The organism is Anaerolineales bacterium (assembly GCA_025808555.1).
Lineage (GTDB): Bacteria > Chloroflexota > Anaerolineae > Anaerolineales > UBA11579 > JAMCZK01.
This window is the reverse complement of sequence record CP075526.1, coordinates 1,714,803-1,740,254: the sequence shown is the minus strand read 5'-3', so window position 1 is coordinate 1,740,254 and position 25,452 is coordinate 1,714,803. Positions and strand designations below refer to the sequence as shown.

Genomic DNA, 25,452 nt, shown 5'->3' with positions numbered 1-25,452 from the left:
CCGGGCGGTTTTGCAACGCAGCTCGTTCTGGAAGGAGAAGGGAAGCCCGTAGTCAGGCTTCGGAAGTATCCGCTGATCTATGCTGCTTCGGCTGATTCATCAGCCGCACACAGCATGTTCGATAACTTCCACCTCGTACTCTCGCTTGCCAAGGCATAGCATCGCAAAGCGATGCTATGGGTTGGTACAAGAGCCAGCCGCTGGTTCTCCTATTCGATTGTTAACCGAGGGAACTATACCCGCAGGCTCAAAGGGCTGTCAAGGAAGCCTGGCTGGAGAGGCTAGATCTTCTCGACCGCCGCTGGCTCTGGTACCCCACCCTTCTCTACTGTGGAGCGCAGGGCCTGGAAGGCGGTTGCGTCGATACCGGTGCCCACCTGGCCCTCGAGCAGCTTAAGGGCTTCGTCGGAGCTGAGTGGCTCTCGATAGGGGCGCGGCGCGGTGAGCGCCTCGTACTGGTCAGCCACGGCCAGCAGGCGGGCATCCTGCGACATTTCGCCGCCGGGTAGGCCGCGGTGGTAGCCACTCCCATCCAGGCGCTCGTGGTGGGCGCTGGCCACCTGGGCCAGCTGGCGGAAGCCGCGCACACGCTCGAGGATGCGATAGGTGTAATCGGTGTGCGAGCGCATCTGGGCCCACTCGGCGTCGTTGAGCTCGCCCGGCTTATCCAAAATGGTGTTGGAGACGGCCAGCTTGCCAATGTCGTGCAGCAGGGCCGCTCGCGAGAGGTCGCGGCGCTGCTCGGGCGGCAGGTTGAGCTCGGCGGCCATCAGGCGCACGATCTCAGCCACGCGGGCGGAGTGACGGCTGGTATACGGCGACTTGGCGTCGATCACGCGGGCGAAGGCCTCGGCGATCTGGTCCAGCTTGTCCTGATCGGCATGCAGAATGCGGTCAGGCGGCTCATAGGCGCTGATGTCAGCGATGAGCTCGTTGGACTTGAGCTTTTGCCAAAAGCTGTCATCGTGAGCAAAGGTAGCGAAGAACAGATCCACCAGGGACGGATCAAACCAGGTGCCGCGGCGTTTTTGGGCCACGCGGCGTGCATCCTCCGGGCCGTAGGCGCTATAAAAGACTTCGAGTGTCTGCGCAAAATCAAGCACTCGGCCGAGCAGCGAGATCTGCTCGCCCTTCTTGCCAAGCGGGTCGCCCTTACCATCCCAGTGCTCGTCGAGATCCAGGATGGCCTGCGCCGTCTCTTCGGGGAAGCCGAGCATGCGGGCGATATCGGCGCCGCGCTCGCAACGGGTCTTGATCAGCCCGCGGGCTGCCGGGCGGCCCTGCAGGCCAAGGGTGACCACGCGCCAGAAACGCGAGAGCAGGTTTGAACCTTCGCCCGCCGTGCGCACCACGTACATCCCGGCATTGATCAGGCTGGACCACTGCACGGTCTTGAGGCGAAACTTGGCGGTGTGGTCATCCACGCCGAATAGCGAACTGACCTTGGCTGCATTGCTGGAGCAGCCGAGATCCTTGAGCAGCAGCGCGTAAAAGAGGGCTGAGCGCTGCTGCGAGGTGAGATCCATATGATCGGCCAGGGTCATGCCGATCATGCAGTTGCGGATGGTGTGGCCTTCGGGTTGGCCTTCAGTGAGATCGAGCGCATAAGTAAGCGCTGAAACCACCTCAGACAGGCGAATGTCGACTGTATTTGGCATAGGGGTTATGAATTTTATCGTCTCAACGTTTGAGGCGAGCACGTATTTGCGCCAGCACGCCGGCCAGCTCCGGCACACGCAGCAGCCAGGCCGCGGCGGCGTAAACGGCCAGCCCGATGGCAATGCCGCCGGCGGCCTGCAGCCACAACGGCCGGGCCGCGGCGGTTGCCAGCCAGCCCCACAGCGCGGCCAGCATGGCGGCGCTGGCAAGGATGGATTGGCCCGCGCCGCCGAGCAGGCGCTTCTCTTCGAGGCCGCCCAAACGGCCACGCATCAGCCACAGCAGCACCAGCATTTCAATGAAGGTAGCAGCCGAGTTAGCCAGGGCCAAGCCACCGTGCGGCATCAGGCCGGCGCGGGCGAAGACGCCCGGCAGGGTGAGGCTGAGGACCACGTTGAGCCCCATGGCCCCCACCCCCACCATCACCGGGGTGCGCGTATCTTGCAGGGCGTAGAAGGCGCGCGAGCCGATCTCGACCACCGAGTGGCCGACCAAGCCCGCCGCGTACCAGAGCAGCGCCCAGGCGACGAGCTGGGTATCGTCCGGCCCGAACTCGCCGCGCTGGAACAGCAAGGCCACGACCGGCTGGCGCAGCAGGATCAGGCCGATGCTGGCTGGCAGAGCAAGGAAAATGATGCCGCGCAGCGTGCTGACCAGCGATGAGCGCAGCTCGGCGATGTTGCCGCGCGCAAATTGGGCCGAAAACGTCGGCAGCGCCGCGATGGCAATCGCCTGGCCGATGGCTTGCTGCGGCATCAGCATGACCGAGAAAGCCACCGTGATGGCTGCCAGGCTGCCCGGCGCCATGCCAGACGCCACGATGGTGTTGACGAGGAAGTTGAGCTGCACTACCGCCACGCCCAGCAGGCGCGGCGCCATGAGGCGCCCCACCTGGCGCACGCCCGGCAGGCGCAGCCCCAGCGTGGGTGAATAGTGCGGCCGCAGGCGCAGCACCGCCGGCAGCTGCACGCCCAGGTGCAACAGCGAGCCGAGCACCGCGCCCCACGCCAGGCCATGGATGCCCATGCTGGGCACGAAGATGAAGATGCTGAGGATGATGCCCAGCCACAACATGCTGGGCGCCAGGGCGGGCAGGAAGAAGCGCTGGTGCGCATTGAGCACGCCCATCAACAAGCCGCTAAGGCCGAAGATGACCGGGGTCAGCAATTGAATGCGCAGCAGTTCAACAGTCAACGCCTGCTGGGCCGGGTCGAACTGCGGCACCAGCACGCCGCCCACCAGCTGCGGGGCGAACAGCCAGGCCAGCGCAGACACCAACGCCAGCACCAGGCCGACCAGGTTGGCGACCGAGGAGGCCAGCTGCCAGGCGTCATGGGGCGCCTGGCCAGTCTTGTTCTCAAGGTAGCCGGTGAAGGTGGGAATGAAGGCGGAGGCCAGCGCCCCGCCGGCAATGAGACTGAACAGGATTTCCGGCAGGCGCGAGGCGGCGTAGAACGCATCCAGCGCGGCATCCGTGCCGAAGGCCCGCGTGATCAGGATCTGGCGCAACAAGCCCATAAGGCTGTTAAGCACGAAGGCGAACATGACGGTGCCAGCGGCGCGGGCGATCTGGCGGGTGGCGGTGGACATTGGGGCAGATTATACGGCGGAGACGAGTCCATAGATGAACACGGATGAAGCTTTTATCTGCGTTCATCTGTGTTCATCTGTGACTGTTATGATTTAAGGCATGAGCAAAGGACGCATATTCCTGTTCCTGTGGGATGAGACGGAAGCCGAAGCGGCCGCGCTGCGCATCCGCGCCTGGGGCTGGGATGTGGAGCTGGAATGGCAGGACGGCGGGCGCGGCAGCGCGGCAGTGAAAGCCAGCCTGCCCGACGCGGTGGTGCTGTATCTTGACCGCAAGCCCTCCCACAGCCGCGCCACCGCCGAGCACCTGGCCGAGGCCAAGGCCACGCGCAACATCCCGCTCCTCTTTGTAGGCGGCGAGGACGCCGCCGTGGAGCAGACCCGCGCCAAGCTGCCCGAAGCGACGTATACCTCAGAGGCTGATTTGCAAACCGCGCTGGAGGAGCTGACCCTGTGAGCGCAGAGCCGACCCGCTGCGGCTGGCACGGCACCGACCCGCTGTACATCCAATATCACGATGAGGAATGGGGCGTGCCGCTACACGACGAGCGCTGCCTGTTTGAGATGCTGATCCTCGAAGGCGCGCAAGCCGGGCTGAGCTGGATCACGGTGCTGCGCAAGCGTGACGCCTACCGGAAAGCCTTCGATAATTTTGACCCTAACAAAGTAGCCCGTTACACCGATAAGAAGATCGCCCGGCTATTGGCCGACCCTGGCATCATCCGCAACCGGGCCAAGATCAATGCAGCCGTGGGCAATGCCCAGGCCTTCCTGGCGGTGCAGAAGGAATTCGGTAGCTTTGATGCGTACATCTGGCAATTCGTGGGCGGCAAGCCGATCCAGAACAAGCGCAAGAGCCTGCGCGACATTCCTGCCGAAACGGACGAATCCCGCGCCATGAGCAAAGACCTCAAAAAGCGCGGCTTTCGCTTTGTTGGCCCTACGATCTGCTATGCCCATATGCAAGCCACCGGCATGGTAAATGACCATCTGGTGGGATGTTTCAGATACAAAGAAGTAAATCGGGGATAGTGAGCCGGGCACTCCCTTGACAGCCGGCTAGACTTGGCCAATGGGCTGGCATCCTGTGCTATAAGCTCATCATGGGTTATTCGCAGGCTGGGGAAGGCTAAAGTTGTTAGTAATAAGTTTTAACCCCCTCCCCCATGCAGACATAATAACTTTTTGCATTAAGACAGTCCGCAGGGCGCGCCCTGACCGTTAAAGTGAGAGAGCCGGGTACGCCGCCCGGCTCTCACTAAGGAGGAGAAGAAGAGAGAAATCGCCCTTACGAGACATATAATAGGCGGTCTATGCATGGAGTGCTTGACGCTTACCCTACGATTACCCTACTCTAGCCGCTCACTTACCCGCGCGGTAGCTAGGAAAAAAGGACTATATGGATCTGGCAATTCACACTGAAAAACTGGCCCGCGTGTACAAGCTGCGTGGCAACAAAAAAGAAAAAGCCAAAGAGCTGGTGGCCCTACGCGACATCAATCTGGATGTGCGCCGCGGCGAGCTGTTTGGCCTGCTTGGCCCCAACGGCGCCGGCAAGACCACGCTGATCAAGATCCTCACCACCCTGCTGGCCCCAACCTCCGGCACGGCGCAGGTGGCGGGCTACGATGTGGCCAAGGAGCCAGAGAAGGTGCGCCCGCGCATCAACATGGTGTCAGGCGGCGAATCTTCCGGGTATGGCTTGCTGACCGTGCGCGAGAACCTGTGGATGTTCGCCCAGTTCTACGGCATCCCCAGCAAGATTGCCAATGAGCGCATCAAGCAGCTGCTGGATATTGTCCACATGAGCGACCGCATGAACACCAAGTCCTCCGACCTTTCGACCGGGCTGCGACAAAAGATGAACATTGTGCGCGGCTTTCTGACCGACCCCGAAGTGCTGTTCCTGGATGAGCCGACCCTGGGCCTGGATGTAGAGGCTGGCATGGATGTGCGCAACTTTGTGCGCGGCTGGATGGACGCCAACAATGACCGCACCCTGCTGCTGACCACCCACTACATGGTGGAAGCCGACGAGCTGTGCGACCGGGTGGCGATCATCAACGGCGGCCAGGTGCTGGCGTGCGACACGCCGGCCAACTTGAAGCGCCAGTTGCAGAGCGATGTGATCTACCGCATGGAGGTGAGCCCGCTCAATGGCCTGCAGCCCGAAGCGCTGGAAGCGCTGAACGGGGTGCGCAAGGTGAGCCACGAAGCCCAGGACGGTTCGGCGGTGCTGGAGCTGATCCTGGCCGAAGATGACGCTCTAGGTTCGGTGGTGAATACGCTGACCGGTAAGGACATCCACATTCTCAATTTGCAGAAGCGCGAACCCTCGTTGGAGGATGTGTTCGTAAACCTGGTGGGCCACAGCATGAAGGAGGCCGAGAGTGGCGCTGACGGATAGAGTTCCCAAGAATAGCGGCTGGCGCCTGTTCCTCCAGACGGTGGTGGGCCGCGCCTACCCGCGCATCATCGGCCTGCTGCGTGAGCTGAGCTGGTTCTTCTTCGAAGTCTTTCTGCCCGTGCTCTCGGTGGCGGCGTACGTCTTCATTTATCGTGCCATCGGCGCGCCGGATGTGTATGTGGGCTTTGTGGTGATGGGCGGCGCCATGACCGCCTTCTGGCTCAACATCCTGTGGTCGATGAGCAGCCAGATGTACTGGGAGAAACAGACCGGTAACCTGGCGCTGTATATCATGGCGCCCAATTCGCTGATGGCGATCCTGCTGGGCATGGCTTTCGGCGGCCTGTTCTCCACCGGCTTGCGCGCCCTGGTGATCACGCTGGCGGGCAGTTTCTTATTCAATGTCAATTTTGAGGTGAGCAGCTATCTGCTGCTGTTCGCGATCTTTATGCTTACGATGGTGGCGCTGTATGGCCTGGGGATGATGACCGCCTCGCTGTTCCTGCTGCTCAACCGCGAGGCATGGCACTACGCCAACCTGGCACAGGAGCCGGTGTATCTGGCTTCGGGCTTTTACTTCCCGATCAAGAGCCTGGATTTCTGGATCGCGGCCGGCGCTTCGATCATTCCGCTGACCCTGGGTATGGACGCCATGCGCCAGCTTTCGTTCAGCGGCGGCACAGAGCTAGGCTTTCTGCCAGTGCAAACCGAGCTGCTGATCCTGGCCGGGTTATGCGTGGTGTTCCTGTTCGGCGCACGCTGGCTGCTGGGCTACATGGAGCGCCTGGCGGTACGCGAAGGGCGCCTGACGGAGTCGAGGAGATAGCATGCAGGCGACACAAAATATCGAGAAGCCCGCCAAAGAACGCGGCGTTGCCCGGCGCACCTTTAGCGCAGCAGCCTGGCTGGGCTGGCAGATCGAGTCCAACTGGGCTGACCCGCTGATCTTCTTCATTTACTCAGTCATCAAGCCGCTTTCGGGCGCGGCGATCCTGGTGGTGATGTACAGCGTGATCACCAATGGCAATTTTCAGGACCCAATGTTTGCCTACATCTATTTAGGCAACGCCTTCTATATATATGTGGCGGCGGTGCTTACCGGAGTCTCGTGGACCGTGATCGATGACCGCGAGATCTACCGGATGCTGAAGTACATCTACATCGCTCCGGTGCATGTGCCGGTCTACCTGCTGGGGCGCGGCTTCGCCAAGTTCGCTTTCGGCAGCCTGGCCGTGTTCATCACCATCGCGGCGGGCGTGTACTTCCTCAATGTCCCGCTGGACCTGAGCCTGGTCAATTGGCCGCTGTTCGTAGTGAGCCTGACGCTGGGCATCGTGATGTTGGCGATGATGGGCCTGGTGTTGGGCAGCGTGATGCTCCTCATCGTCAACAATGCCAACTTCATGGGCGAGGCGGTGGCCGGCGCGTTGTACCTGTTCAGCGGCGCAGTCTTCCCGCTCAGCATCCTGCCCGCCTGGTTGCAGCCGGTGGGCTACATTATCCCCATCTCGTACTGGCTGGAGCTGCTGCGCCGCGCCGTAGTTGGGCAAGTTGCCGAGTCGTTTCCAACCTTCAGCCAGTTCTCAGACATGCAGCTGCTCGCCATCCTGGCCGGGCTGACGGTCGTATTCACAGTGCTGGGCTTTGTGGTCTTCCGCTATTGCGACCACCAGGCGCGCGAAAAAGGCTACCTCGACCGTTATTCCAATTTCTAGCGCCTAAGCACGCACGCGGTCGTGCACCACTCTCACCGCCCAGGCGAAAGGAGATTGTATGAACGACTATGGGCATGACCTGCTGTTCGGGGTCTTCATCACTCCGGTGGCTCAACCCGCCCAGCAAGCCGTAGAGCTGGCCGTGGCGGCAGAACAGGCCGGGCTGGACCTGGCAACTTTCCAGGACCACCCCTACCAGCCGCGCTTCCACGATACTTGGACCCTTCTTTCATATATAGCCGCTCGCACGCAACGCATCCGCATCAGCGCCAATGTGCACAACCTGCCGCTGCGCCAGCCGGCGGTGCTGGCGCGCAGCGCCGCCAGCTTGGACCTGCTGAGCGGCGGCCGCTTTGAAATGGCCCTGGGCGCGGGCGGCTTTTGGGATGCGATCGCCGCCATGGGCGGCCGGCGGCTGAGCCCAGGCGAATCGATCGAGGCGCTGGGCGAAGCGATCCAGATCATGCGCATGCTGTGGGATACCGAGGAGCGCAGTGGAGCGCGGCTGAACGGAACGTTCTACCAGGTGAACGGAGCCAAGCGCGGCCCGGCGCCCGCCCACAAGATCGAGATCTGGGTGGGCGCTTACAAGCCGCGCATCCTTGCGCTCACCGGGCGGCTGGCGGATGGCTGGGTGCCCAGCCTGGCCTATCTGGAAAGAGGCCTGCCCAGCCTGGGACGCATGAACCAGCATATAGACGAGGCGGCGGAGGTGGCTGGGCGCCCTGCCGCCAGCGTGCGGCGCATGCTCAATATTGGGGGGCAGTTCAGCCCCAACGAAAACGGGCTGCTGAACGGCCCGCCGGCCATGTGGGCCGAACAGCTGGCGGAGATGACCTTTCAATACGGCACCAGCGCCTTCATTCTGGCGGTGGATGATGCCGCTGTGATCGAACGCTTTGCCAAGGAAGTGGCGCCCGCCACACGTGAGCTGGTGGCCGCCGAACGCAACCGAAAATGACAAAGCAGCCCGCGCCCCTGCTCTTCTATGCAGCCAAGCGCCACAAGCGCCTTGGCCTGGTGTGGGCCGCGGTGAGCCAGCGCGGCGTTTGGTCTGCCGCGTACGGAATAGACGAGCCGCGCTTCTGCGATCACATTCTGGAGCGCGGCCCGGCGCAGCTGGTGAAGCAGCCGGCCGCCGCGGCGGATGTGCTGGAGCAGATTCATGAGTTCCTGGCCGGCACGCGCCGCCGCTTTGAGCTTAATGTGGATCTCAGCGGCATGACCCCGTTCCAGGTGGCAGTGCGCAAGGCGGTGATGGCCGTGCGCTACGGGCAGACCGCCTCATATGGCGACATTGCCGCGGCGGTGGGCAAGCCGCGGGCGGCGCGGGCCGTGGGCGGCGTGCAGGCCGGCAACCCGATCTCATTCATCATCCCGTGCCACCGAATCATCGGCGCCGACGGCAGCCTGGCCGGCTACGGCGGCTTTGGCGGGTTGGAGACGAAGCGCTGGCTGCTCAAGTTGGAGGGCACAGAACTCAGGAAGCCTTAGGGGAAGAACCAGAAATATATTGACTATCAGCAATAATATATTGACAAACGATAAATTCAGGCTACACTTGGGACATTCATTTCAGAGGAATGACCAATGAAAAAACCTGCTACATCCTTTCTGAAAGTTGTTGTATTGCTGCTTGCCGCAGTTGTCCTGGCTGCAATGCTGTGGTTTCCACAGATTGAAGGGCGAAATGCAAATGCCGACTGGGTAACCATCTATTTCCGTGACCCAGTGCTGGCTTTCGCCTATGTAGCTACGATTCCGTTCTTTGTGGCCTTGTACCAGGCCTACACCCTGCTTGGCCTTATTGAACAGGGCGAAGTGTTCTCAGAGCGATCGGTGAAAGCGGTCAGGGTCATCAAGCACTGTGCTTTGACTTTGCTCAGCTTTGTGCTGATCGGGGTTGCGTACATCTTCTTCGGGGTTGATGGCGACGACCGCGCCGGCCCAGTTGCCCTGGGTATCTATATTGCCTTTGCAACCATCGTGATCGCGGCTGCGGCAGCCATCTTTCAGCATCTGCTCAAGAAGGCCGCCGAACTGCAATCCGAGAACGACTTAACGGTCTAGGCAGTATGGCAATCATCATCCATATCGATGTGATGCTGGCGAAGCGAAAAATGAGCGTCACCAGGCTGGCAGAAGAGGTTGGCATCACCATGGCAAACCTGTCCATCCTCAAGAATGGCAAAGCCAAGGCGATACGCCTATCCACGCTGGAGGCGATCTGCAAAGCGCTGGATTGCCAACCTGGAGATGTGTTGGAATACCGCAAGGACGAAGCGAGTAATTAATGCGGATACAGCCCGGTTATTACATGAACAAGAAGCACTGGAACCCGTTCCCGCTACAATGGTTCGCATGAAGATCCTCATAGGCACTGACGAAGCCAGCCCGGTTGTAGGGCATGTGCTCGCCTGGCTGCAGCAGCACGGCCACCAGGCCGAGCTGCTGCCGGTGGCGCTGTGGCCGCAGGCCGCCCGCCAGGTAGCCGAAGGCGTAGCCGTCGGCGAGGCCGACGAAGGCATTCTGTTCTGCTGGACGGGCACGGGCGTCAGCATGGCGGCCAACAAGGTGGCCGACATCCGCGCCGCCTTGTGCGCCGATGCCGAAACCGCCCGCGGCGCCCGGCTATGGAACAATGCCAATGTGCTGTGCCTCTCGTTGCGCACCACAACCGCGGCGCTGGCAAGCGAGATCTTGCAGAGCTGGTTTGAAACGCAATACGCACCCAACGCCAACGATGACGCCTGCCTGGCGCAGATCGAGGCACTGGATAAGAGATAGACAAAAATAAAAGAGAGCGGCTTTTAGCCGCTCTCTTTTATTAGTACTAGCCAGTTTACTTCTCAACAAAGATGCGGAAGTCTGAGACGTAGGTGCCGGCGGGGTAATCGCCGTAGCCATCGTTTAGGCTGGCGCTGTGCACCACCGAGACCACCATGTGGTGCTCGCCTGCCGGCCAGTCCGTCATTAAGACGGTGAGCAGGTTGCAGGGCAGGTCCGGATGGGACTCGAAGTCAAGCTGGTCATTGGGGATGACCTCGCCATTGAGCTCAACCGTGATGCTCATCTTGCCCCAGTTGTCCTCCAGTTCCTCAGGGGTGACGGTGCACCAGTAGTAGCCGCCCACGATGGACGTGGATTGGGGCAGAACGATGGTGTAGTACAGGGTGCCAGGGGTTTCGTGCTCGGCGTCGCTGTACTCCTCGCGGGCGACATCGAACAGGGTCGGCACGCCGGCCTGCAGCTGGGCCAGGGCGTTGTAGTCGCTATCCAGCGCGGGCGGGCCGGAGGGCACCACGCCGGCGCCGGCCGGGTTATCCAGCACGGCGATGGCAGCTTCCAGCAGCGGGTCACCGCTGCTGAACAGGGTCTCCTCGTTCACCGGTACGAACACATCGGGCACTACGCCCACGTCCTCGATGATGATATTGCCGTCAAGGTCCATCGGGCGGGCGATGGGGAAGCGCACGGTCATGCCGGGCATCTCAAAATCCTTCACGCCGCCGCCCAGGCCGCCGGTGGGATAGTGGCCCACAACGGTGGCGCGATCCTGGATGGTCATGTCATGGGCGAAGAACTCGCAGGCGCTGGAGCAGTTGGGGGAGACCAGCACGACAATCTTGCCGTGATACTGCATGTCCTCGGAAGGCGGGTAGAGCATGTCCGGCGTGTTGGGGTCCGTGTAAAAGTCGCCCAGGCTTTCATCCCAGGCCGAACCGAGGCCGATGGCCATTTCTTCGGTGAAGAAGTAGGCCGCCATCTGATCGGCCAGGAAACCGAAGCCGCCGCCATTGTTGCGCATATCGATCACCAGGCCTGGGATCTCATTGGTATTGAGCGTATTGATCATGCGCTCCCACAGCTGGATGGTGAGCACCTCGTTGTCGAAGAAGGAGTAGATGGCTACATAGCCGTAGCCATTCTCCATGACCTCAAATTCCACGGGGAGCTCAAAACCGGTGGTCTCGCCGAAGAAGGAGGACTGGTTGAAGCTGTCGTACTCCGCGGTGGTGCGCACCACCGTCGTGGCAGGCGCACCGCCCGGGTTCTGGTACTCCACGGCGATATCTACGGCCTGCGGGAAGCGCACAGCGTAGCGAAGCTGCTGCAGACGGCGAGTATGGTCCGTGCTGAAGGGCGAAGACCAGGGCACGGCGCGGGAGACGATCTCATCGACCGGTTCGCCATCAAGACTGATGATCTGGGCGCCAAGCTGGATGCCGGCGCGTTCGGCCGGGCCACCCGGGGTGAGGAAGGTAACGATGACGCGGCCATCGCTGGTGTCTCGGATCGAGAGACCCAGACCGGTGGCAATATCAATGTTGAATTGGTTGTTCAACACATTGGGGAAGGAGAAGCCGATATGGCCATCGGGGATGGACCACAGGAAATCTCGCATGGCGAAGAAGTAGGCATCTTCATCGTTGTCAGCTTCGGCCTGCTCAAAGCGCGGGCGGAACTCAGCGTCGAGCGCGTCCCAATCCAAGCCCTTGAGCTCGGTGAAGGCGTACTCCTGGCGCATCATCGTGATCATGGCGTCAAAGGCTTCGCCATAGGGTAGGTCAGAGAAGTCGTCCAGCGCAGCGCCTTCGGGCTCTAGCAGATCCATCACTGCGGTGCGTGATCGGTCAAAGGTGAAGGGGTCCGTATCCATATCCACCAGGGTGTAGCCCTGCGGGATGCCGACGATGGGATCGTCCTCAGTGAAAAGCATGTTGTCGGCGCCGAAGCCGGAAGGGAAACCCTGCTGGTCATCGGCGGCGTAGACCAACAGCTTGCCGCCGATGTACTCGCGCTCAGTGGCGGCTTCTTCGCTGGTGCGCACGGAGGTGTAGGCGGTGGACCAGCCACCGCCGCCCAAGTCACGCTTCTCAAGGAAGGGATCACCAAAGGCGTTGGTCCAGTAAGCTGGCGCAAACACCAGCACGCCGGTGTTCTCCTCGCCGTTCTGGTCCACATCCCGGACACCGCCTTGGGGCACGATGGGCAGCGAGATGCTGTAGGTGAAGGGCGAGATATAAAAGTCAGAGGTGATCTGCCCCATCACCTGGGAGGCGACGGGCATCAGGTAGCCGCGGTCACGATCAACAAAACCGGCCTGGTCTTCAAGAATGACGAGGGGCTGGGCTACGCCATCAGTAAAGAAGGGATAGCTGTAGAAGAGCTCACCGGTGATGGTGACCACCCCACCCTCGTCGTTCTGGATGGAAGCCGGCTCAAAAGCGCTGTTGGGCGCGGCGGTCGCTTCGCCATCCGAGCCACACGCGGCCAGGGCAAAAGCGAGAACAATTAACAAAACGCGGGAAGTACGCATGCTCTCCTCCTTGGGAGACAGCTATTGCTTTGCGCCAAATTCTAGCACGCGTCCATAGCCCACAAACGCGCTTACAATCGTGTATCTCCGAGGAAAGAAATAGCCGATGAAAGTCCTTATTGCAGATTCGCTTTCCCCTGAAGCCCTGGGCCGCCTGCAGGCGGCCGGAATTAGCACCGATGACCGCGCCGGCATTGATGCGGCCGAGCTGCTAGCCGTGCTGCCGGAGTATGCCGGGCTGATCGTGCGCAGCCGCACCAAAGTGACCGCCGATGTGCTGGCCGCGGCGCCCAACCTGAAGGTAATAGGCCGAGCCGGCGTAGGCGTGGACAACATTGACCTGGCAGCGGCGGCAGCCCACGGCGTGGCCGTGGTGAATACGCCAGTTTCCACCAGCGTGGCAGTGGCCGAGCTGACCATGGCGCTGATGCTGGCGCTGGTGCGCAGCGTGCCGCGAGCGGACGCCAGCATGAAGGCCGGCGCATGGGACAAGAAGTCTTTTGAAGGCGCCGAGCTGGCTGGCAAGACCCTGGGTATTCTGGGTATGGGCAATATTGGCGCCCAGGTTGCCCGCCGGGCGGCCGCGTTCGACATGAACGTATTGGGCTTCGACCCCTTTTTGGACGACAGCACCATCCAGACCCGCGGCGCCCTGGCGGCCAAGCTGGACGAAGTCTATAGCCGCAGCGATGTGCTGACCCTGCACCTGCCACTGCTGCCGGAAACGCGCGGGATGTTGAATGAAGCGACCTTCGAGAAGATGAAGCGTGGCGTGTATCTGGTGTGCGCGGCCCGCGGCGGCGTAATAGACGAAGACGCGCTGCTCAACGCACTCAACCGCGGCCAGGTGGCCGGCGTGGCGCTGGATGTGTTCGCACAAGAGCCGCCCGGCGCAAGCCCGCTGGTGAGCCACCCCAGCGTGATCGCCACGCCGCATATGGGCGCCCAAACCGCCGAGGCGCAAACGCGGGCCGCCATGGACGTGGCCGATGAGGTGGCCAACGCCCTGCTGGGTAAGCCGCTGCGTTGGCAGGTGAAGTAACCTACGTCACAACCGATATAAGAAACTTTTGCAGCACAAGGAGAGAGATGAGCAAAGAAATGGAACAACTGAAGGAGATCCTGGGCGAGATCTCCGACATCAACAATGCCAGTGCGGTATTGGGCTGGGACCAGCAGACTTACATGCCGCCGATGGGCGCCGAAGCCCGCGGCCAGGCCCAGGGCACGCTGGACAAGATCGCCCATGAGAAGTTCACCTCAGCCGAGGTGGGCAAGCTGCTGGATGCGCTGGAGAAGCAAGCCGGCGACTGGGATCCGGATTCAGATGAGGCCCGGCTGGTGGCGGTCACCCGCCGCCATTTTGACAAGGACACCAAGGTGCCCAGCAGCATGGTGGCTGAGCGCGCCGAGCTGACCACGATGGGCAACCAGGCCTGGCAGGAAGCGCGCATCAAGTCTGACTTCCCGCTGTTTGAGCCGCACCTGGAGAAGTTGGTGGACTGGGCACGCCGTTTTGCCGAGTTGTACGCTCCGTACGACCATGTGTATGACCCGATGCTGGATATTTACGAGCCGGGCATGAAGGCCAAGGACGTCAAAGCGATCTTCGATGACATCCGCCCCAAGCAGGTGGACCTGATCAAGCGCATCTCTGAAGCGCAGCAGGTGGATGACTCCGTACTGCACCAGCCGTTTGACGAAAAAGGCCAGTGGGACTTTGGTGTGGGCGTGGTGACTGACTTCGGCTACGACTGGAAGCAAGGCCGCCTGGACAAGACCACCCACCCCTTCCAAACCACGCTGGGCTGGGGCGACCACCGCATCACTACCCGCGTCTACCCTGATTTCTTCAACCCCTACTTCTTTGGCACTCTGCACGAAGCCGGGCATGCCATGCACGCCCAGGGCGTAGCCGAGAGCCTGAAGCGCACGCCGCTGTACAACAGCCCCTCGCTGGCGATCGGCGAATCGCAATCACGCATGTGGGAAAACCTGGTGGGCCGCTCCAAGCCCTTCTGGGAGCACTACTTCCCCAAACTGCAGAAGGTGTTCCCTGAGCAGTTGAAGGGCGTAGATATGGAAACCTTCTACAAGGCCATCAACAAAGTAGCGCCGTCGTACATTCGTGTAGAGGCGGATGAGGCTACCTACAACCTGCATATCATGCTGCGCATGGAGCTGGAGATGGCCATCATGGAGGGCGAGGCCGAGGTCAAGAAACTACCCATGTACTGGAGCGACCTGTTCAGCAAGTACCTGGGCGTTACCCCACCGAATGATAAGGAAGGCGTGCTGCAAGATGTGCACTGGTCATTCGGCCTGATGGGCTACTTCTCCACCTATGCGCTGGGCAACCTGGTATCCGCCCAGCTGTGGGAAGTGATCGGCCGCGATATCCCCGATATCGAGAACAAGATCCGCTCGGCGGAATTTGCCCCGCTGCTGCAATGGCTGAACAAGCACGTGCACGCCCCGGGCGCCAAGTTCGAACCCCAGGTGATGGTGGAGCGCATCACCGGCTCCAAGATCAACGGTGACGCCTACATTCGCTACCTGGAGAAGAAGTTCAGCGACATCTACGGACTGTAGAAAAAATCGCCGCCGTAACAGGCGGCGATTTTCTTTAAGGTGGCACAGAGAATAGGGCCGCGTTCAGGTATCATTGGCTCTCTATGGCAAACATTCTCTTCGTAGATGATGAGCCGCTGACGCGCAAGCTGCTCACCCAGGCAGCCATGATCATGGGCCACCAGGCGATCACAGCCGCCAACGAAGAGGAAGCGATACGCCTAGCCCAGGAGTCACGCCCTGACTTAATCGTGACGGATGTAAATCTGAACGGCCGCCGCAGCCTTAAAATGATCCAGCAGCTGCGCAGCCTGCCGGAGACCAGCGACATTCCAATCGTCACGCTCTCGGCACTTAATCTAAGCGAAATCCAGTCTGAGGCGCGCGCCAGCGGCGCGGTCGCCTCGCTGGAAAAACCCATTCGACTGCAAGAACTACTAGAGGTAATTGGTGAGTACGCTCCAAAAAAGTAAACCCCTGCGAGTGGTCGTGATGCATGGCGATCAAACCGGGGAGGAATTATTGCTGGAAACCCTGCGAGCAGCTGAGGTGTTGGGTGTGGATTTTGCGTTCGAGCACTTTGACCTGAGCCTGGCCAACCGCGAAGCCACGAAGAACGAAGTGGTGCAAGCAGCCGGCAAAGCAATGGTTGAGTGCGGCTTCGGCCTAAAGGCGGCCACGATCACGCCGGAAAGCGGAACGCTGGGCAGCCCGAATGCGATCCTGCGCAATGCGATGAAGGCGCAGGTGATCCTGCGCACCGGCCGCCGCATCCCCAATGTGCTACCGGTGGCCGGCGTGCACGCCCCGATCGCGGTGGCGCGCATGGCGGTGGAGGATGCCTACGGCGCCAAGGAATGGCGCGAAACGATCGATGGCGACGAAGTGGCCTATCGCACCTCACAGATCCACCGTTCCACCTGCCAGGCCGTGGCCGAGTTTGCCTTTTTGTACGCCAAGAAGAACGGCGCAACCGTGTTCGGCGGGCCGAAGTTCACCGTCAGCCCAGTGTACGAAGGCATGTTCAAGGAAGAGATGGACGCGGCCTCCCGGCGCCATCCAGATGTGGAGTATCGCCCGCTGCTGATCGACGCCACGCTGGCGTTGCTGTTGCAAGCCAACGGGCAGGCGCTGGTGATCCCGGCGATGAACCGCGATGGCGACCTGCTGTCTGACCTGATCCTGCAAATGTTCGGCAGCATTGCTGGCTCGGAAAGCCTGGTGCTTGCGGTGGATGGCGAAAACCAGAGCGTGAAAGCCGTGATGGCCGAAGCGCCGCACGGCACGGCCCCGGCCCTGGAGGGCAAGGACATTGCTAACCCCATGGGCATGATCCTGGCCCTGGGTGCGCTGTTGAGCTATGTGCCCGGCAAGGCCAGCGAGCACGCCTCGCGGGCGATCTATGAGGCCGTTTTTGAGGCGATCCACAATGGGCATGCCACCACGGACTTGGGCGGTCACCTGGGCACGAAAGCCTTCACGGATGAGATCATTAAACGCGTGGGCACCAAGCTTGACGTTTGGTCTTCGCTCTCGTAAGCATGCAACGGCGCTGGCGGCGCTCAGCCTGCTGATCCTGGCAGGCTGCGCCGCGCCGCCAACCGTTCCCCCAAGCTCAACAATTTCTGCAAGCACGCCGCGCCCCACTGCGCAGGCGACTGCAACTGCAACAGAAAATGCAGATATAGATAATTATGCAATTTCGATTGCGGACATATGGATACTGTCCCCGGGGAGCGGCTCACAGGTCATCTCGCCGATCGAAGTGGAGGCTGTGTTGCAGGCGGGCGCGGATGGGCATGTCATCGCTGAACTGAGCGACCAGGCCGGGCGCCTGCTGATGCGCCAAGTGCTGATGCTAAGCACCAGCGAGCTCAGGATGCTGTTGCCTTTTGAAGTCAGCCGCCCGCCCATGCCGGCGCGGCTAACCCTGCGGACTGTGGACAGCTACGGGCGCACCCAGGCGCTAAATTCAGTCGAGCTGATGTTGCTGGCCGAGGGAGAGGCAAGCATCGTGCCGGGCAGCGAGCAGGCGCACATCACCATCAGCCAACCGGCGGATGGGCAACGCGTGCCGAGCAGCGAGATCACCGTCAGTGGCACTGCATATACAGCCAGCCATCGGCCGCTGACAATCCAACTGATCACGCGTGAAGGCCGCGTGCTGGCTGTGCGCGAAGTCTATCCGCAGGGCGAGCTAAGCCGCCCCGCGCTCTTTGAGGCCGTGTTCAGGATAGAGGTCAATGAGCCGACCTGGGTACAGGTGGCGGTGACCGAGCACGGCCAGAGCGTTCCGGGGCCGGCGCACTTCAGCGCGGTTGAGATCCTGCTGGAGCCCTAACCCATCAGGATCTGGTAAAACGCCCGCATCGGCTCCCACACCAGGTAACCCAACACATCAATGCCCAGCCGCGGCAGCAGGAAGATGGCCGCCAACAGAATCAGCGAGCCATAAGGGCGGATGCTTGCCATGAAATCTTTGCCGGCCGGGGGCAGGAAGTACGTGAGGATCTTTTCGCCATCCAGCGGAAAGATGGGGAGCAGGTTGAAGAACATCAACAGCAAATTAATGAAGACGAAAGCCTGCAAGAGCTGAAAGGCGCTCGGTAACAGGGCGCCGGCCGCAGCCAAGGGCACAATGCCAAGCTGGAACGGAATGGCGGCCAGGATGGCGAGCAGCAGGTTACTGGCAGGGCCGGCCAGCGCCACCAGCATCATGGCGGCGGGATGGCGGCGCTGCAGGATGTCTGGATTGACCAGCACAGGCTTAGCCCAGCCGAAGCCGGCCACGATGAGGAGCAGCGAGCCGAGCGGGTCCAGATGGGCCAGCGGGTTGAGGGTTAGGCGGCCCATGGCACGCGGGGTTGGGTCACCAAAACGGTCAGCAGTGTAAGCGTGCGCAAATTCGTGCACGGTAAAAGCCACGACCAGCACGATGATACGGGCGATCAAGTCAGATACGGTCATATCAAGCATAGGGGAATTATAGCGGCGCAGGTTGGCGTGATACCATTCGCCCATGCTGCCGGAAATCAAGCTGGATGATGTTGTGCGCCTGCGCAAAGTGCACCCATGTGGCAGCACAGACTGGAAAGTGGTGCGCCTGGGGGCCGATATTGGCCTGGTGTGCCTGGGCTGTGGGCGGCGCGTACTGCTGGAGCGGCGCAAGCTGGCGCACCGAATGAAAAAGATCCTGAGCGAGGACGAGAAACAAGGTTAATGTCGACGCTGTTTTTGGTAGCAACCCCGATCGGCAATCTTGAAGATATGAGCCCGCGGGCGGTGCGCGTATTGAAGGAAGTGGGTTTGATCGCAGCAGAGGACACGCGCCACAGCAAAAAGCTGCTGACCCACTTTGACATTCACACCCGCATCACCAGCTACTACGAACACAATCAGAAGCACAAACTGGAGCCGATCCTGGAGGCGCTGGCACAGGGCGATGTAGCCCTGATCTCGGATGCCGGCATGCCGGGCATCAATGACCCCGGCTACCTGCTGGTGCAAGCCGCGCTGGCAGCCGGGCACCAGGTCAGCCCCATCCCTGGCCCCAGCGCGCCAGTGGCGGCGCTGGCGGCCAGCGGTCTGCCAACCGACCACTTTGTTTATCTGGGCTATTTGCCACAAAAGGCCAGCGAACGCCAGCGAGCCATCCGAACCGCGGCTGCCCTGCCCTACACGCTGATATGGCTGGAAAGCCCGCACCGCTTGCAAGCCGCGCTGGCCGACCTGCACAGCGTGCTGGGCGAGCGCCAGGTGGCGGTGGCGGCTGAGCTGACCAAGATGTACGAGCGTTTCTTCCGCGGCACGCTGAGCGAAGCGGCTGCCTTCTACGCCAAGGAGCCGGCCCGCGGTGAGTTCACGCTGGTGGTGGCTGGCGCCTTGCAGGCCGAGCAGGCCCGGGATGAAGAGCAAGTAAAATCAGTGCTGCGCGCCGGGCTTGAGAGCACGCCCCCCTCGCAACTGGCCAAGCAAGTCGCCGCCGATACGGGCTGGCCGCGCAGCCAGGTCTACACTCTGCTGGAACAGCTCCGCAAGGAAAACAATGAATCTGAATGATCGTGAACTGCTAAAGAAACTTGACCCTGAGAATATGATCGGCCACATCAATGGCCTGCCTGACCAGCTGGCCGCCACCTGGGAACTGGGCCAAAGCCTACCCTTGCCAGAACGCCAGGGCGCGAAGCAAATTGTGGTGGCGGGGATGGGCGGCTCTGCGATCGGGGCCGACCTGCTGGCCGCTTACGGCGAACCGCATCTGAAAGCCAGCCTGACCACGCACCGCGATTATGGGCTGCCGGCCTGGGTCAATAGCGAGACGCTGGTGGTGTGTTCTTCGCACTCGGGAAATACGGAAGAAACTTTGGAGGCTTACCAGGCCGCCAAGGCAGCCGGCTGCCAGATCCTGGTGGTGTGCACCGGCGGCATTCTGGCTGAGCTGGCCCGCCAGGACAGTGTTCCGCTATGGCAATTCGATCACAAAGGGCAGCCGCGTACCGCGGTAGGCTATTCGTTTGGGCTGCTGCTGGCGCTGGTGGCACGCATGGGTCTGCTGCCGGACCCGGCAGCCGAGGTGGCCGACGCAGTGGCCGCCATGAAAGCGCAGCAAGCCAGCTTCGTAGCCGAGGTGGCGGACACAAGCAACCCGGCCAAGCGCATGGGCGGCCAGTTGATGGGCCGCTGGGTGACGGTGTACGGCGCCGGCCTGATGGCGCCGGTGGCGCGGCGCTGGAAGGCGCAGATCAACGAGAACAGCAAAGCGGCGGCCAGCTTTGAAGTGATCCCTGAGACCAATCACAATGCGCTGCAGGGCCTGATGCAGCCCGAAGCGCAGTTCAACGCCAGCATGGCGCTGTTCCTGACCGCGGCGCACGACCACCCGCGCAACCAAAAGCGCACGCAGCTGACCCGCACGGCGGTGATGGTGGAGGGCCAGAACACCGATATGATCGCCGCCACGGGGGACACGCGCCTGGCCAACCTATGGACGGCGTTGCACTACGGCGACTATGTGAGCTTCTACCTGGCGATGGCCTACGGTTACGACCCCACGCCCGTGCCGGCGCTGGCAAGTTTCAAAAGCAGTATGGCTGAGGATTAAGCCAGCGCAAGAAACTCTAGCCTGTGCGCGAAATGCGCGAAACATGAAACAGCGCCATCTGCACATCATCGGGCTGCAGCAACTGCGGCTGGTGAATGATGAAATCTGCGAGCGCTTTGGGGTTTAGCACCCATACCTCGGCTTTATTGCCTGCACGTGATTCCACATACCAACCCGGGTAGACCACCACGCCTCTGACAGGAAAGGCCTTCCCGGTTGAAGCTTTCAGCATTTCCTGCAGCCAACGCGCGGCCGATTTCACTTGGATTATTGGGTCGCGCGTTGGCTGGCGGCCAGCCACCAGCACGCGAGTACCATCGTAGTTAACCTGTGCGTCTGGCGCAGGCTTGTTAATCGTCTTGGTCTCTACTACATAGATGCCATGCGGTGAAAAGACCACATGATCCAGATTGAATTTGTCACCAGGCACATCGTGCAAAACACCAAACCCTCGAACACGCAACTCTTCCAGCACTTCGGCAACAATACGTTCTCCATGGCGTCCTAGTTTCAATTGCTTGACGGCCCGTAGAGAACGTAACATTCTAAAAATCAGGAATGTGCAGATCACCGCGGTGAGAATGGTTACAGCTATTGGAGGTTTTGTTTGGGGATAAAAATACAGATACCACTGGAATCCTGTTACAACGATAATGGCAGTCACGAATGTCAGGTCGAAGAAGACCTTTTCATCCAGAACGCGGTTGATTTCATCTTGCAGGGACTGGCCTGCATGACGCAAGGGTTGTTCCCTCAGTGGGGACTTTGGCCTCTTCTTTTTATCCCACATAGTCACCCCTCTTACCCGGTCTAGTCCCCGATCCATTCCACAATCGTCGCCTCGCCCTGCCCCACACCTACGCACATAGTTGCCAAGCCGTAGAAGGGGCGCGGCATGCTGGGCGCACGGCGGCGCATCTCGTGCAGCAGCGTGGTGAGGATGCGCGCCCCGGAGCAACCGAGCGGATGCCCAAGGGCGATCGCGCCGCCATTTACGTTGGTGATGTCTTCACTGATGCCAAGTTCGCGCAGTACCGCCAGGGATTGGACGGCAAAGGCCTCGTTCAGCTCTACAAGGCTGATGTCTTCGATCTTAAGCCCTGCGCGCTGCAAGGCTTTGCGCACGGCGGGCACCGGGCCAATGCCCATGGTGCGCGGCGGCACACCCGCGGCCGCCGAAGCCACTACACGGGCCATCGGCTTGAGGCCAAGAGCCTTGGCCTTGGCGGCGCTGGTGAGCAGCAAGGCCGAGGCGCCATCGTTGAGGCCAGAGGAGTTACCCGCCGTGACAGTGCCATCCTTACGGAAGGCTGGGCGCAGCTTGGCCAGGCTTTCCATGCTGGTATCGCGGCGCGGGCGTTCATCAGTATCTACGATCACGGGGTCGCCTTTGCGTTGCGGTACTGGCACCGGCAGGATCTCGTCTTTGAAGCGGCCGGCATCCACGGCAGCGATGGCGCGCTGGTGGCTTTGCAGAGCGAAGCGGTCCTGCTCATCGCGGGAGATGGGAGTCTCATCGTACAAATTTTCGGCGGTTTCGCCCATCGAGTCGTTGCCGTAAGCGTCTTTTAGTTTCTGATTCGGAAAGCGCCAGCCCAACGTGGTGTCCCACATGGTGACGTTCCCATACTCATACGCCTGGGCGGCCTTGGCTACCGAGTATGGCGAGCGGGTCATGCTTTCAACGCCTGCGGCGATGTACACATCGCCCTCGCCGGCTTTGATGGCACGGGCGGCGGTGTTGACCGCATTCAAGCCCGAAGCGCACAGCCGGTTCACAGTGATGGCGGGCACTTCCACCGGGAAACCTGCCAGCAAAACCGCCATGCGGGCTACATTGCGATTATCTTCGCCAGCCTGGTTGGCGCACCCCATGATGACTTCTTCAATCTCAGCTGGGTTAATGCCAGTTCGCTCGACCAGACCCTTAAGCACCAGAGCGGCCATATCGTCTGGCCGCACGGCGGCTAACGAGCCGCCCAGGGCGCCAATGGGAGTGCGGATGCCATCAATGATGACTGCTTCGTGTAGTTGCATGGCTCAATTCTAATGTGTTTGGAATCAGCTGCGTGGTTTTTGCGCCAGCAGGCCGATGAACGTGCCAAAAAGATACGAGGTCTCGCGCACGGGGTGCAATCCGGCGCCAGCCAGCAGGCCGCGCAATTCGGCGCGGCTATATACCCGGCCCAGCCAAGCGCGCGTGCGCGCCGAGGGCAGCAGGCGCAGCAGCCCAGCAATGCCTTGGCGACTGGGCACTCCGACAAACACCAGGCCGCCGTGCTTTGCCAAAGCGGCCATACATGCCACGGCCTGTTGCGGGCGGTCGATCTCTTCGATCGAAGAGGAGTTCCACACTAAGTCCAGCGAATTGGCTTGCAACGCGGGAGCAAAGAGATCAGTAAGCAGAAATGAGGCCGCGTAGCCGGAGATATTGGCCTGGGTGTAATCATCCAAGTTGAGGTCGGCGGCGATGCTCAGCGACACTTCGGGGCGGGTGGCCAGCAGGTGAGCAGCGAAGCCGCTGCCGCAGGCCACCTCGGCCAGGCGCAGGCCGCGGCGCCCGGCCAACGCCCCCTGCACCAGGAAGTTGATCAGGCTGCGGTTCATCCACTGCCGTAGCCATTGATAAGGGCGGGTTGCCTCCAAGCGGTCAAGCCAGATGGGCTCAGCCATTTTTTTGCACCACTACAACCACAGATGACCCCATCGGCAGGTTCGCTGTGCGCAAAAGCTGGTTCTCAAGCCAGCAGAGCCAATATAGAGGCAAGTTAACTGCCTGTGGAGGCACACTGACATCTGAAGTGCTGATGTGCCCCGTGAGCGGCTTGTTACCTAACTTGCGCAACACAACCAGCGGAAAGACCAGAAAGAACAGATAGGTGCCGCGCAGGACGCGAGCGGTTTTACCCGCAAACAGGTTGCGCAATTGGGTGAGATTAAAACGACGGATGGAGTTCACGGCGCGGTCGTGCTCACTTAGCAGCCATTGGTGAGCAGCCATGACAAACAAGCCATAGCCACCCGGGCGCAGGACCCGCAGGGCGTTTTCCACCAGCGCCTCGGGCTGCACAGTGGCTACTTCCAGCAAGTCAACACAGGTGACGAAGTCAAAACTTTCGTCAGCGAAGGGCAATTCGTTGGCACTGGCGCGCGCTACAGGCCCTGCGCGGCGGGCGGCTGTGAACTCAACTGCTTCCGACGAAAAATCAATGCCGGTCACATGCAAGCCGCGCTGGGCTAACTTTTGCATCAAGCCGCCCGTGCCACAACCAACTTCAAGCACGCGCCCCTGGTGTGGCCTGGGCAATAGATAGAAGATAGCTTGATGGAGCGCTCGAAACCACCACAGTCTCTCTTCTGCGGCATGCAGACGCTGGTATTCGGCGGCCTGCATTAATCCCGACCAGTAATGAAGCGTAGACGCAGGCTGAAGATACGCAGGATGTAGCGCAAACCGGTAACGAAAAAGCTAATGAGTGAAGGAGCGGATTTTGACAAACCGACGCTGCGATCACGAAACGCATAGCCAACTTCTTTGATCTTTAAGCCAGCCCGGTGCGCATCATATATAAACTCAATAAAATAATCCCCATACCCATAGGGGATAAGGGTCACATGGTCGAAGACCTCTCGGCGGATGGCAATAAAGCCGCTGTCGTAATCGCGAACTGCATTGTTCAAAATCAGCCGCGCCAAGCGGTTGATGGCGCGACTGGCGAGTGTGCGAATTGGATGGCGATTGTCGCTGCCCCCTTCCACATAGCGAGAGCCAATAGCGATGTGATATTCATCCAGTTGTTGAACAAGCTGGTTCATTACGGTTGCGGGCATGGTCATATCCGCATCCATCCAACCCAGAATGTCTCCCTTGGCCTCCAGAATACCGCGATGAAATGCAGCCGCAAGCCCTCGAGCTTTACGCCGAATCAAACGCAACCCCGGATAGTCCAGACCAGCAACTACATCAGCTGTACCATCAGGGGATGCATCATCAACGACAATGACTTCAAGAGGTGCCTTGATATGTGTATATAGAGAGTCAACGAGAGCTTCGATGTGCTCTTTTTCATTGTAAGTCGGGATGATTATTGAAACCTGAGTGTTTTCAGGGCGCATAGGCACGAATTATAAAGGTAGAGATGTGCTTGGCGGCGTATACTTCGCCACTGGAGATTCCATGCCCATAACCTATATCGGTGAACTTGCCGGCCTGGCCACTGCCATATTCTTTGCGGGTGGGGCCACATTTTTCACGTTTAGCTCGCGCCTGGTCGGCTCGCAAGTGGTCAACCGCACCCGGCTGCTGGTGGCCACGCTGATCCTGCTCTGCCTGCACCTCTTGCTGTACGGAAGCCTTATCCCGGCAGCCAGCAACGAGCGCTGGCTCTGGCTCGGGTTGTCGGGCGTGATCGGTCTGGCGCTGGGTGACGCGGCGCTGTTCCAAGCTTTTGTTCAGCTAGGCACGCGGCTCACCATGCTTGTATTCAGCACCGCGCCCGTGGTGGCCGCACTCTTTGGGTATTTTTTATTTGGGGAAACCCTCAACACAGTCCAGATCATGGGCATGCTGCTCGGCCTTAGCGGTGTTTTGTGGGTTGTATCTGAGCATGAAGGCGAACCGCGCAGCCATTCGCAGCAACGCGTGTATTTGTTCGGGCTGCTGTTTGCCTTTCTGGCGGCGTTGGGACAGGCTTTAGGCGCCATCACCGCCAAGTTTGGCCTGGTGGGCGATTTTCCAGCTCTTTCGGCGCAGGTACTGCGCATGCTGACCGCGACGGCTTGCATATGGCTGTTTACCTTAGTGCGCGGGCAGGCAGCCGGCACATTTACTACACTGCGTCAACAACCCAAAGCATTTGGCTTGCTTTTTATCGGCGCATTATTTGGGCCAGTGAGCGGTGTGTGGTTGTCGTTAGTGTCGATCCAAAACACGGAAGTCGGCATCGCTAGTACGCTGATCGCCATGGTGCCGATTTTTCTTTTGCCGATCGGCTACTTTGTTTTCAGGGAAAAGCTGACGGCACGAGGCATCGTTGGGACGGTTGTAGCGCTGGCAGGTGTAGCTATCCTGTTCCTGGCATGACCTTAT

The 25,452-nt window shown here is 60.7% G+C and carries 28 protein-coding genes; 19 read left to right on the top strand and 9 right to left on the bottom strand.

All coding sequences use genetic code 11. From position 1 onward, the window contains the following. Positions 1-281: 281 nt before the first annotated feature. Positions 282-1,658: an HD domain-containing protein gene (locus KIT08_08700; protein ID UYN89167.1), complete on the bottom strand. Its 1,377-nt coding sequence runs from the start codon at positions 1,656-1,658 to the stop codon at positions 282-284. 22 nt (positions 1,659-1,680) lie between these two features. Continuing rightward, a complete protein-coding gene (murJ, locus tag KIT08_08695; protein ID UYN89166.1) occupies positions 1,681-3,249 on the bottom strand; it encodes a murein biosynthesis integral membrane protein MurJ in 1,569 nt (522 codons plus the stop codon). 100 nt (positions 3,250-3,349) lie between these two features. Here murJ and KIT08_08690 point away from each other — a divergent pair, with 100 nt between their 5' ends. The 10 genes from KIT08_08690 to KIT08_08645 all read left to right on the top strand — a co-directional run bounded on the left by KIT08_08690 (position 3,350) and on the right by KIT08_08645 (position 10,158). After that, positions 3,350-3,706 (top strand): hypothetical protein, encoded by a 357-nt coding sequence (locus tag KIT08_08690; protein ID UYN89165.1) that lies wholly within the window; start codon positions 3,350-3,352, stop codon positions 3,704-3,706. Then, positions 3,703-4,281: a DNA-3-methyladenine glycosylase I gene (locus KIT08_08685; GenBank protein UYN89164.1), complete on the top strand. Its 579-nt coding sequence runs from the start codon at positions 3,703-3,705 to the stop codon at positions 4,279-4,281. The genes KIT08_08690 and KIT08_08685 overlap by 4 nt, the downstream gene beginning before the upstream one ends. A 367-nt stretch (positions 4,282-4,648) precedes the next feature. After that, positions 4,649-5,656 (top strand): ABC transporter ATP-binding protein, encoded by a 1,008-nt coding sequence (locus KIT08_08680; GenBank protein UYN89163.1) that lies wholly within the window; start codon positions 4,649-4,651, stop codon positions 5,654-5,656. Next, complete coding sequence (locus KIT08_08675; GenBank protein UYN90803.1) at positions 5,646-6,482, top strand: ABC transporter permease; 837 nt, start codon at positions 5,646-5,648, stop codon at positions 6,480-6,482. Before KIT08_08680 ends, KIT08_08675 begins: the two co-directional genes overlap by 11 nt. 1 nt (position 6,483) lies before the next feature. Continuing rightward, on the top strand, positions 6,484-7,371 hold the full coding sequence (locus tag KIT08_08670) for an ABC transporter permease (protein UYN89162.1): 888 nt from the start codon (positions 6,484-6,486) through the stop codon (positions 7,369-7,371). 58 nt (positions 7,372-7,429) lie between these two features. Then, on the top strand, positions 7,430-8,332 hold the full coding sequence (locus KIT08_08665) for an LLM class flavin-dependent oxidoreductase (GenBank protein ID UYN89161.1): 903 nt from the start codon (positions 7,430-7,432) through the stop codon (positions 8,330-8,332). Continuing rightward, positions 8,329-8,865, top strand: a complete 537-nt coding sequence (locus KIT08_08660) for a methylated-DNA--[protein]-cysteine S-methyltransferase (protein UYN89160.1) — start codon at positions 8,329-8,331, stop codon at positions 8,863-8,865. The genes KIT08_08665 and KIT08_08660 overlap by 4 nt, the downstream gene beginning before the upstream one ends. 96 nt (positions 8,866-8,961) lie before the next feature. Further along, positions 8,962-9,441: a DUF2975 domain-containing protein gene (locus KIT08_08655; protein UYN89159.1), complete on the top strand. Its 480-nt coding sequence runs from the start codon at positions 8,962-8,964 to the stop codon at positions 9,439-9,441. A gap of 5 nt (positions 9,442-9,446) precedes the next feature. Continuing rightward, positions 9,447-9,665, top strand: a complete 219-nt coding sequence (locus tag KIT08_08650) for a helix-turn-helix transcriptional regulator (GenBank protein ID UYN89158.1) — start codon at positions 9,447-9,449, stop codon at positions 9,663-9,665. A gap of 67 nt (positions 9,666-9,732) precedes the next feature. Next, positions 9,733-10,158: an RpiB/LacA/LacB family sugar-phosphate isomerase gene (locus KIT08_08645; GenBank protein UYN89157.1), complete on the top strand. Its 426-nt coding sequence runs from the start codon at positions 9,733-9,735 to the stop codon at positions 10,156-10,158. A gap of 55 nt (positions 10,159-10,213) precedes the next feature. Here KIT08_08645 and KIT08_08640 read toward each other — a convergent pair whose 3' ends face one another. Then, entirely contained in the window at positions 10,214-12,691 is a 2,478-nt protein-coding gene (locus tag KIT08_08640) for a PDZ domain-containing protein (GenBank protein ID UYN89156.1), read from the bottom strand. Between the two features lie 106 nt (positions 12,692-12,797). Here KIT08_08640 and KIT08_08635 point away from each other — a divergent pair, with 106 nt between their 5' ends. The 5 genes from KIT08_08635 (at position 12,798) to KIT08_08615 (ending at position 17,603) form a co-directional block, all read left to right on the top strand. Next, positions 12,798-13,733: a hypothetical protein gene (locus KIT08_08635; GenBank protein ID UYN89155.1), complete on the top strand. Its 936-nt coding sequence runs from the start codon at positions 12,798-12,800 to the stop codon at positions 13,731-13,733. Between the two features lie 47 nt (positions 13,734-13,780). Then, positions 13,781-15,283, top strand: coding sequence for a carboxypeptidase M32 (locus KIT08_08630; protein ID UYN89154.1), 1,503 nt, complete (start codon positions 13,781-13,783; stop codon positions 15,281-15,283). Between the two features lie 83 nt (positions 15,284-15,366). Beyond that, complete coding sequence (locus tag KIT08_08625; GenBank protein UYN89153.1) at positions 15,367-15,735, top strand: response regulator; 369 nt, start codon at positions 15,367-15,369, stop codon at positions 15,733-15,735. Continuing rightward, positions 15,713-16,801 carry a hypothetical protein gene (locus tag KIT08_08620; protein ID UYN89152.1) on the top strand — a complete coding sequence of 363 codons (1,089 nt, stop codon included), beginning with the start codon at positions 15,713-15,715 and terminating at the stop codon, positions 16,799-16,801. Before KIT08_08625 ends, KIT08_08620 begins: the two co-directional genes overlap by 23 nt. After that, positions 16,776-17,603 (top strand): hypothetical protein, encoded by an 828-nt coding sequence (locus KIT08_08615; GenBank protein UYN89151.1) that lies wholly within the window; start codon positions 16,776-16,778, stop codon positions 17,601-17,603. The genes KIT08_08620 and KIT08_08615 overlap by 26 nt, the downstream gene beginning before the upstream one ends. On the opposite strand, the gene KIT08_08610 is transcribed toward KIT08_08615, so the two are convergent. After that, the gene (locus KIT08_08610) at positions 17,600-18,238 is read right to left on the bottom strand and encodes a site-2 protease family protein (protein ID UYN89150.1); all 639 of its coding nucleotides are present in this window, start codon (positions 18,236-18,238) and stop codon (positions 17,600-17,602) included. The genes KIT08_08615 and KIT08_08610 overlap by 4 nt on opposite strands. 43 nt (positions 18,239-18,281) lie before the next feature. Between KIT08_08610 and KIT08_08605 the strand changes: the two genes are divergently transcribed. Genes KIT08_08605 through KIT08_08595 form a run of 3 tightly spaced genes read left to right on the top strand, consistent with a single transcriptional unit; the run spans position 18,282 to position 20,363 of the window. Next, a complete protein-coding gene (locus KIT08_08605; protein ID UYN89149.1) occupies positions 18,282-18,482 on the top strand; it encodes a DUF951 domain-containing protein in 201 nt (66 codons plus the stop codon). Next, positions 18,482-19,321, top strand: coding sequence for a 16S rRNA (cytidine(1402)-2'-O)-methyltransferase (gene rsmI, locus KIT08_08600; protein ID UYN89148.1), 840 nt, complete (start codon positions 18,482-18,484; stop codon positions 19,319-19,321). The genes KIT08_08605 and rsmI overlap by 1 nt, the downstream gene beginning before the upstream one ends. After that, complete coding sequence (locus KIT08_08595; GenBank protein UYN89147.1) at positions 19,308-20,363, top strand: bifunctional phosphoglucose/phosphomannose isomerase; 1,056 nt, start codon at positions 19,308-19,310, stop codon at positions 20,361-20,363. Before rsmI ends, KIT08_08595 begins: the two co-directional genes overlap by 14 nt. A 16-nt stretch (positions 20,364-20,379) precedes the next feature. Here KIT08_08595 and KIT08_08590 read toward each other — a convergent pair whose 3' ends face one another. The 5 genes from KIT08_08590 to KIT08_08570 all read right to left on the bottom strand — a co-directional run bounded on the left by KIT08_08590 (position 20,380) and on the right by KIT08_08570 (position 24,479). Further along, complete coding sequence (locus KIT08_08590) at positions 20,380-21,153, bottom strand: NERD domain-containing protein (GenBank protein ID UYN89146.1); 774 nt, start codon at positions 21,151-21,153, stop codon at positions 20,380-20,382. Positions 21,154-21,173: 20 nt separating this feature from the next. Next, positions 21,174-22,400 carry an acetyl-CoA C-acetyltransferase gene (locus KIT08_08585; protein ID UYN89145.1) on the bottom strand — a complete coding sequence of 409 codons (1,227 nt, stop codon included), beginning with the start codon at positions 22,398-22,400 and terminating at the stop codon, positions 21,174-21,176. A gap of 24 nt (positions 22,401-22,424) precedes the next feature. Further along, positions 22,425-23,036 (bottom strand): methyltransferase domain-containing protein, encoded by a 612-nt coding sequence (locus KIT08_08580; GenBank protein UYN89144.1) that lies wholly within the window; start codon positions 23,034-23,036, stop codon positions 22,425-22,427. Next, the gene (locus KIT08_08575) at positions 23,029-23,670 is read right to left on the bottom strand and encodes a class I SAM-dependent methyltransferase (protein UYN89143.1); all 642 of its coding nucleotides are present in this window, start codon (positions 23,668-23,670) and stop codon (positions 23,029-23,031) included. The genes KIT08_08580 and KIT08_08575 overlap by 8 nt, the downstream gene beginning before the upstream one ends. A gap of 86 nt (positions 23,671-23,756) precedes the next feature. Beyond that, positions 23,757-24,479: a glycosyltransferase gene (locus KIT08_08570; GenBank protein UYN89142.1), complete on the bottom strand. Its 723-nt coding sequence runs from the start codon at positions 24,477-24,479 to the stop codon at positions 23,757-23,759. A 25-nt stretch (positions 24,480-24,504) separates the two neighbouring features. On the opposite strand from KIT08_08570, the gene KIT08_08565 reads away from it, so the two are divergent. After that, positions 24,505-25,446, top strand: a complete 942-nt coding sequence (locus tag KIT08_08565; protein ID UYN89141.1) for a DMT family transporter — start codon at positions 24,505-24,507, stop codon at positions 25,444-25,446. Positions 25,447-25,452 lie beyond the last annotated feature (6 nt).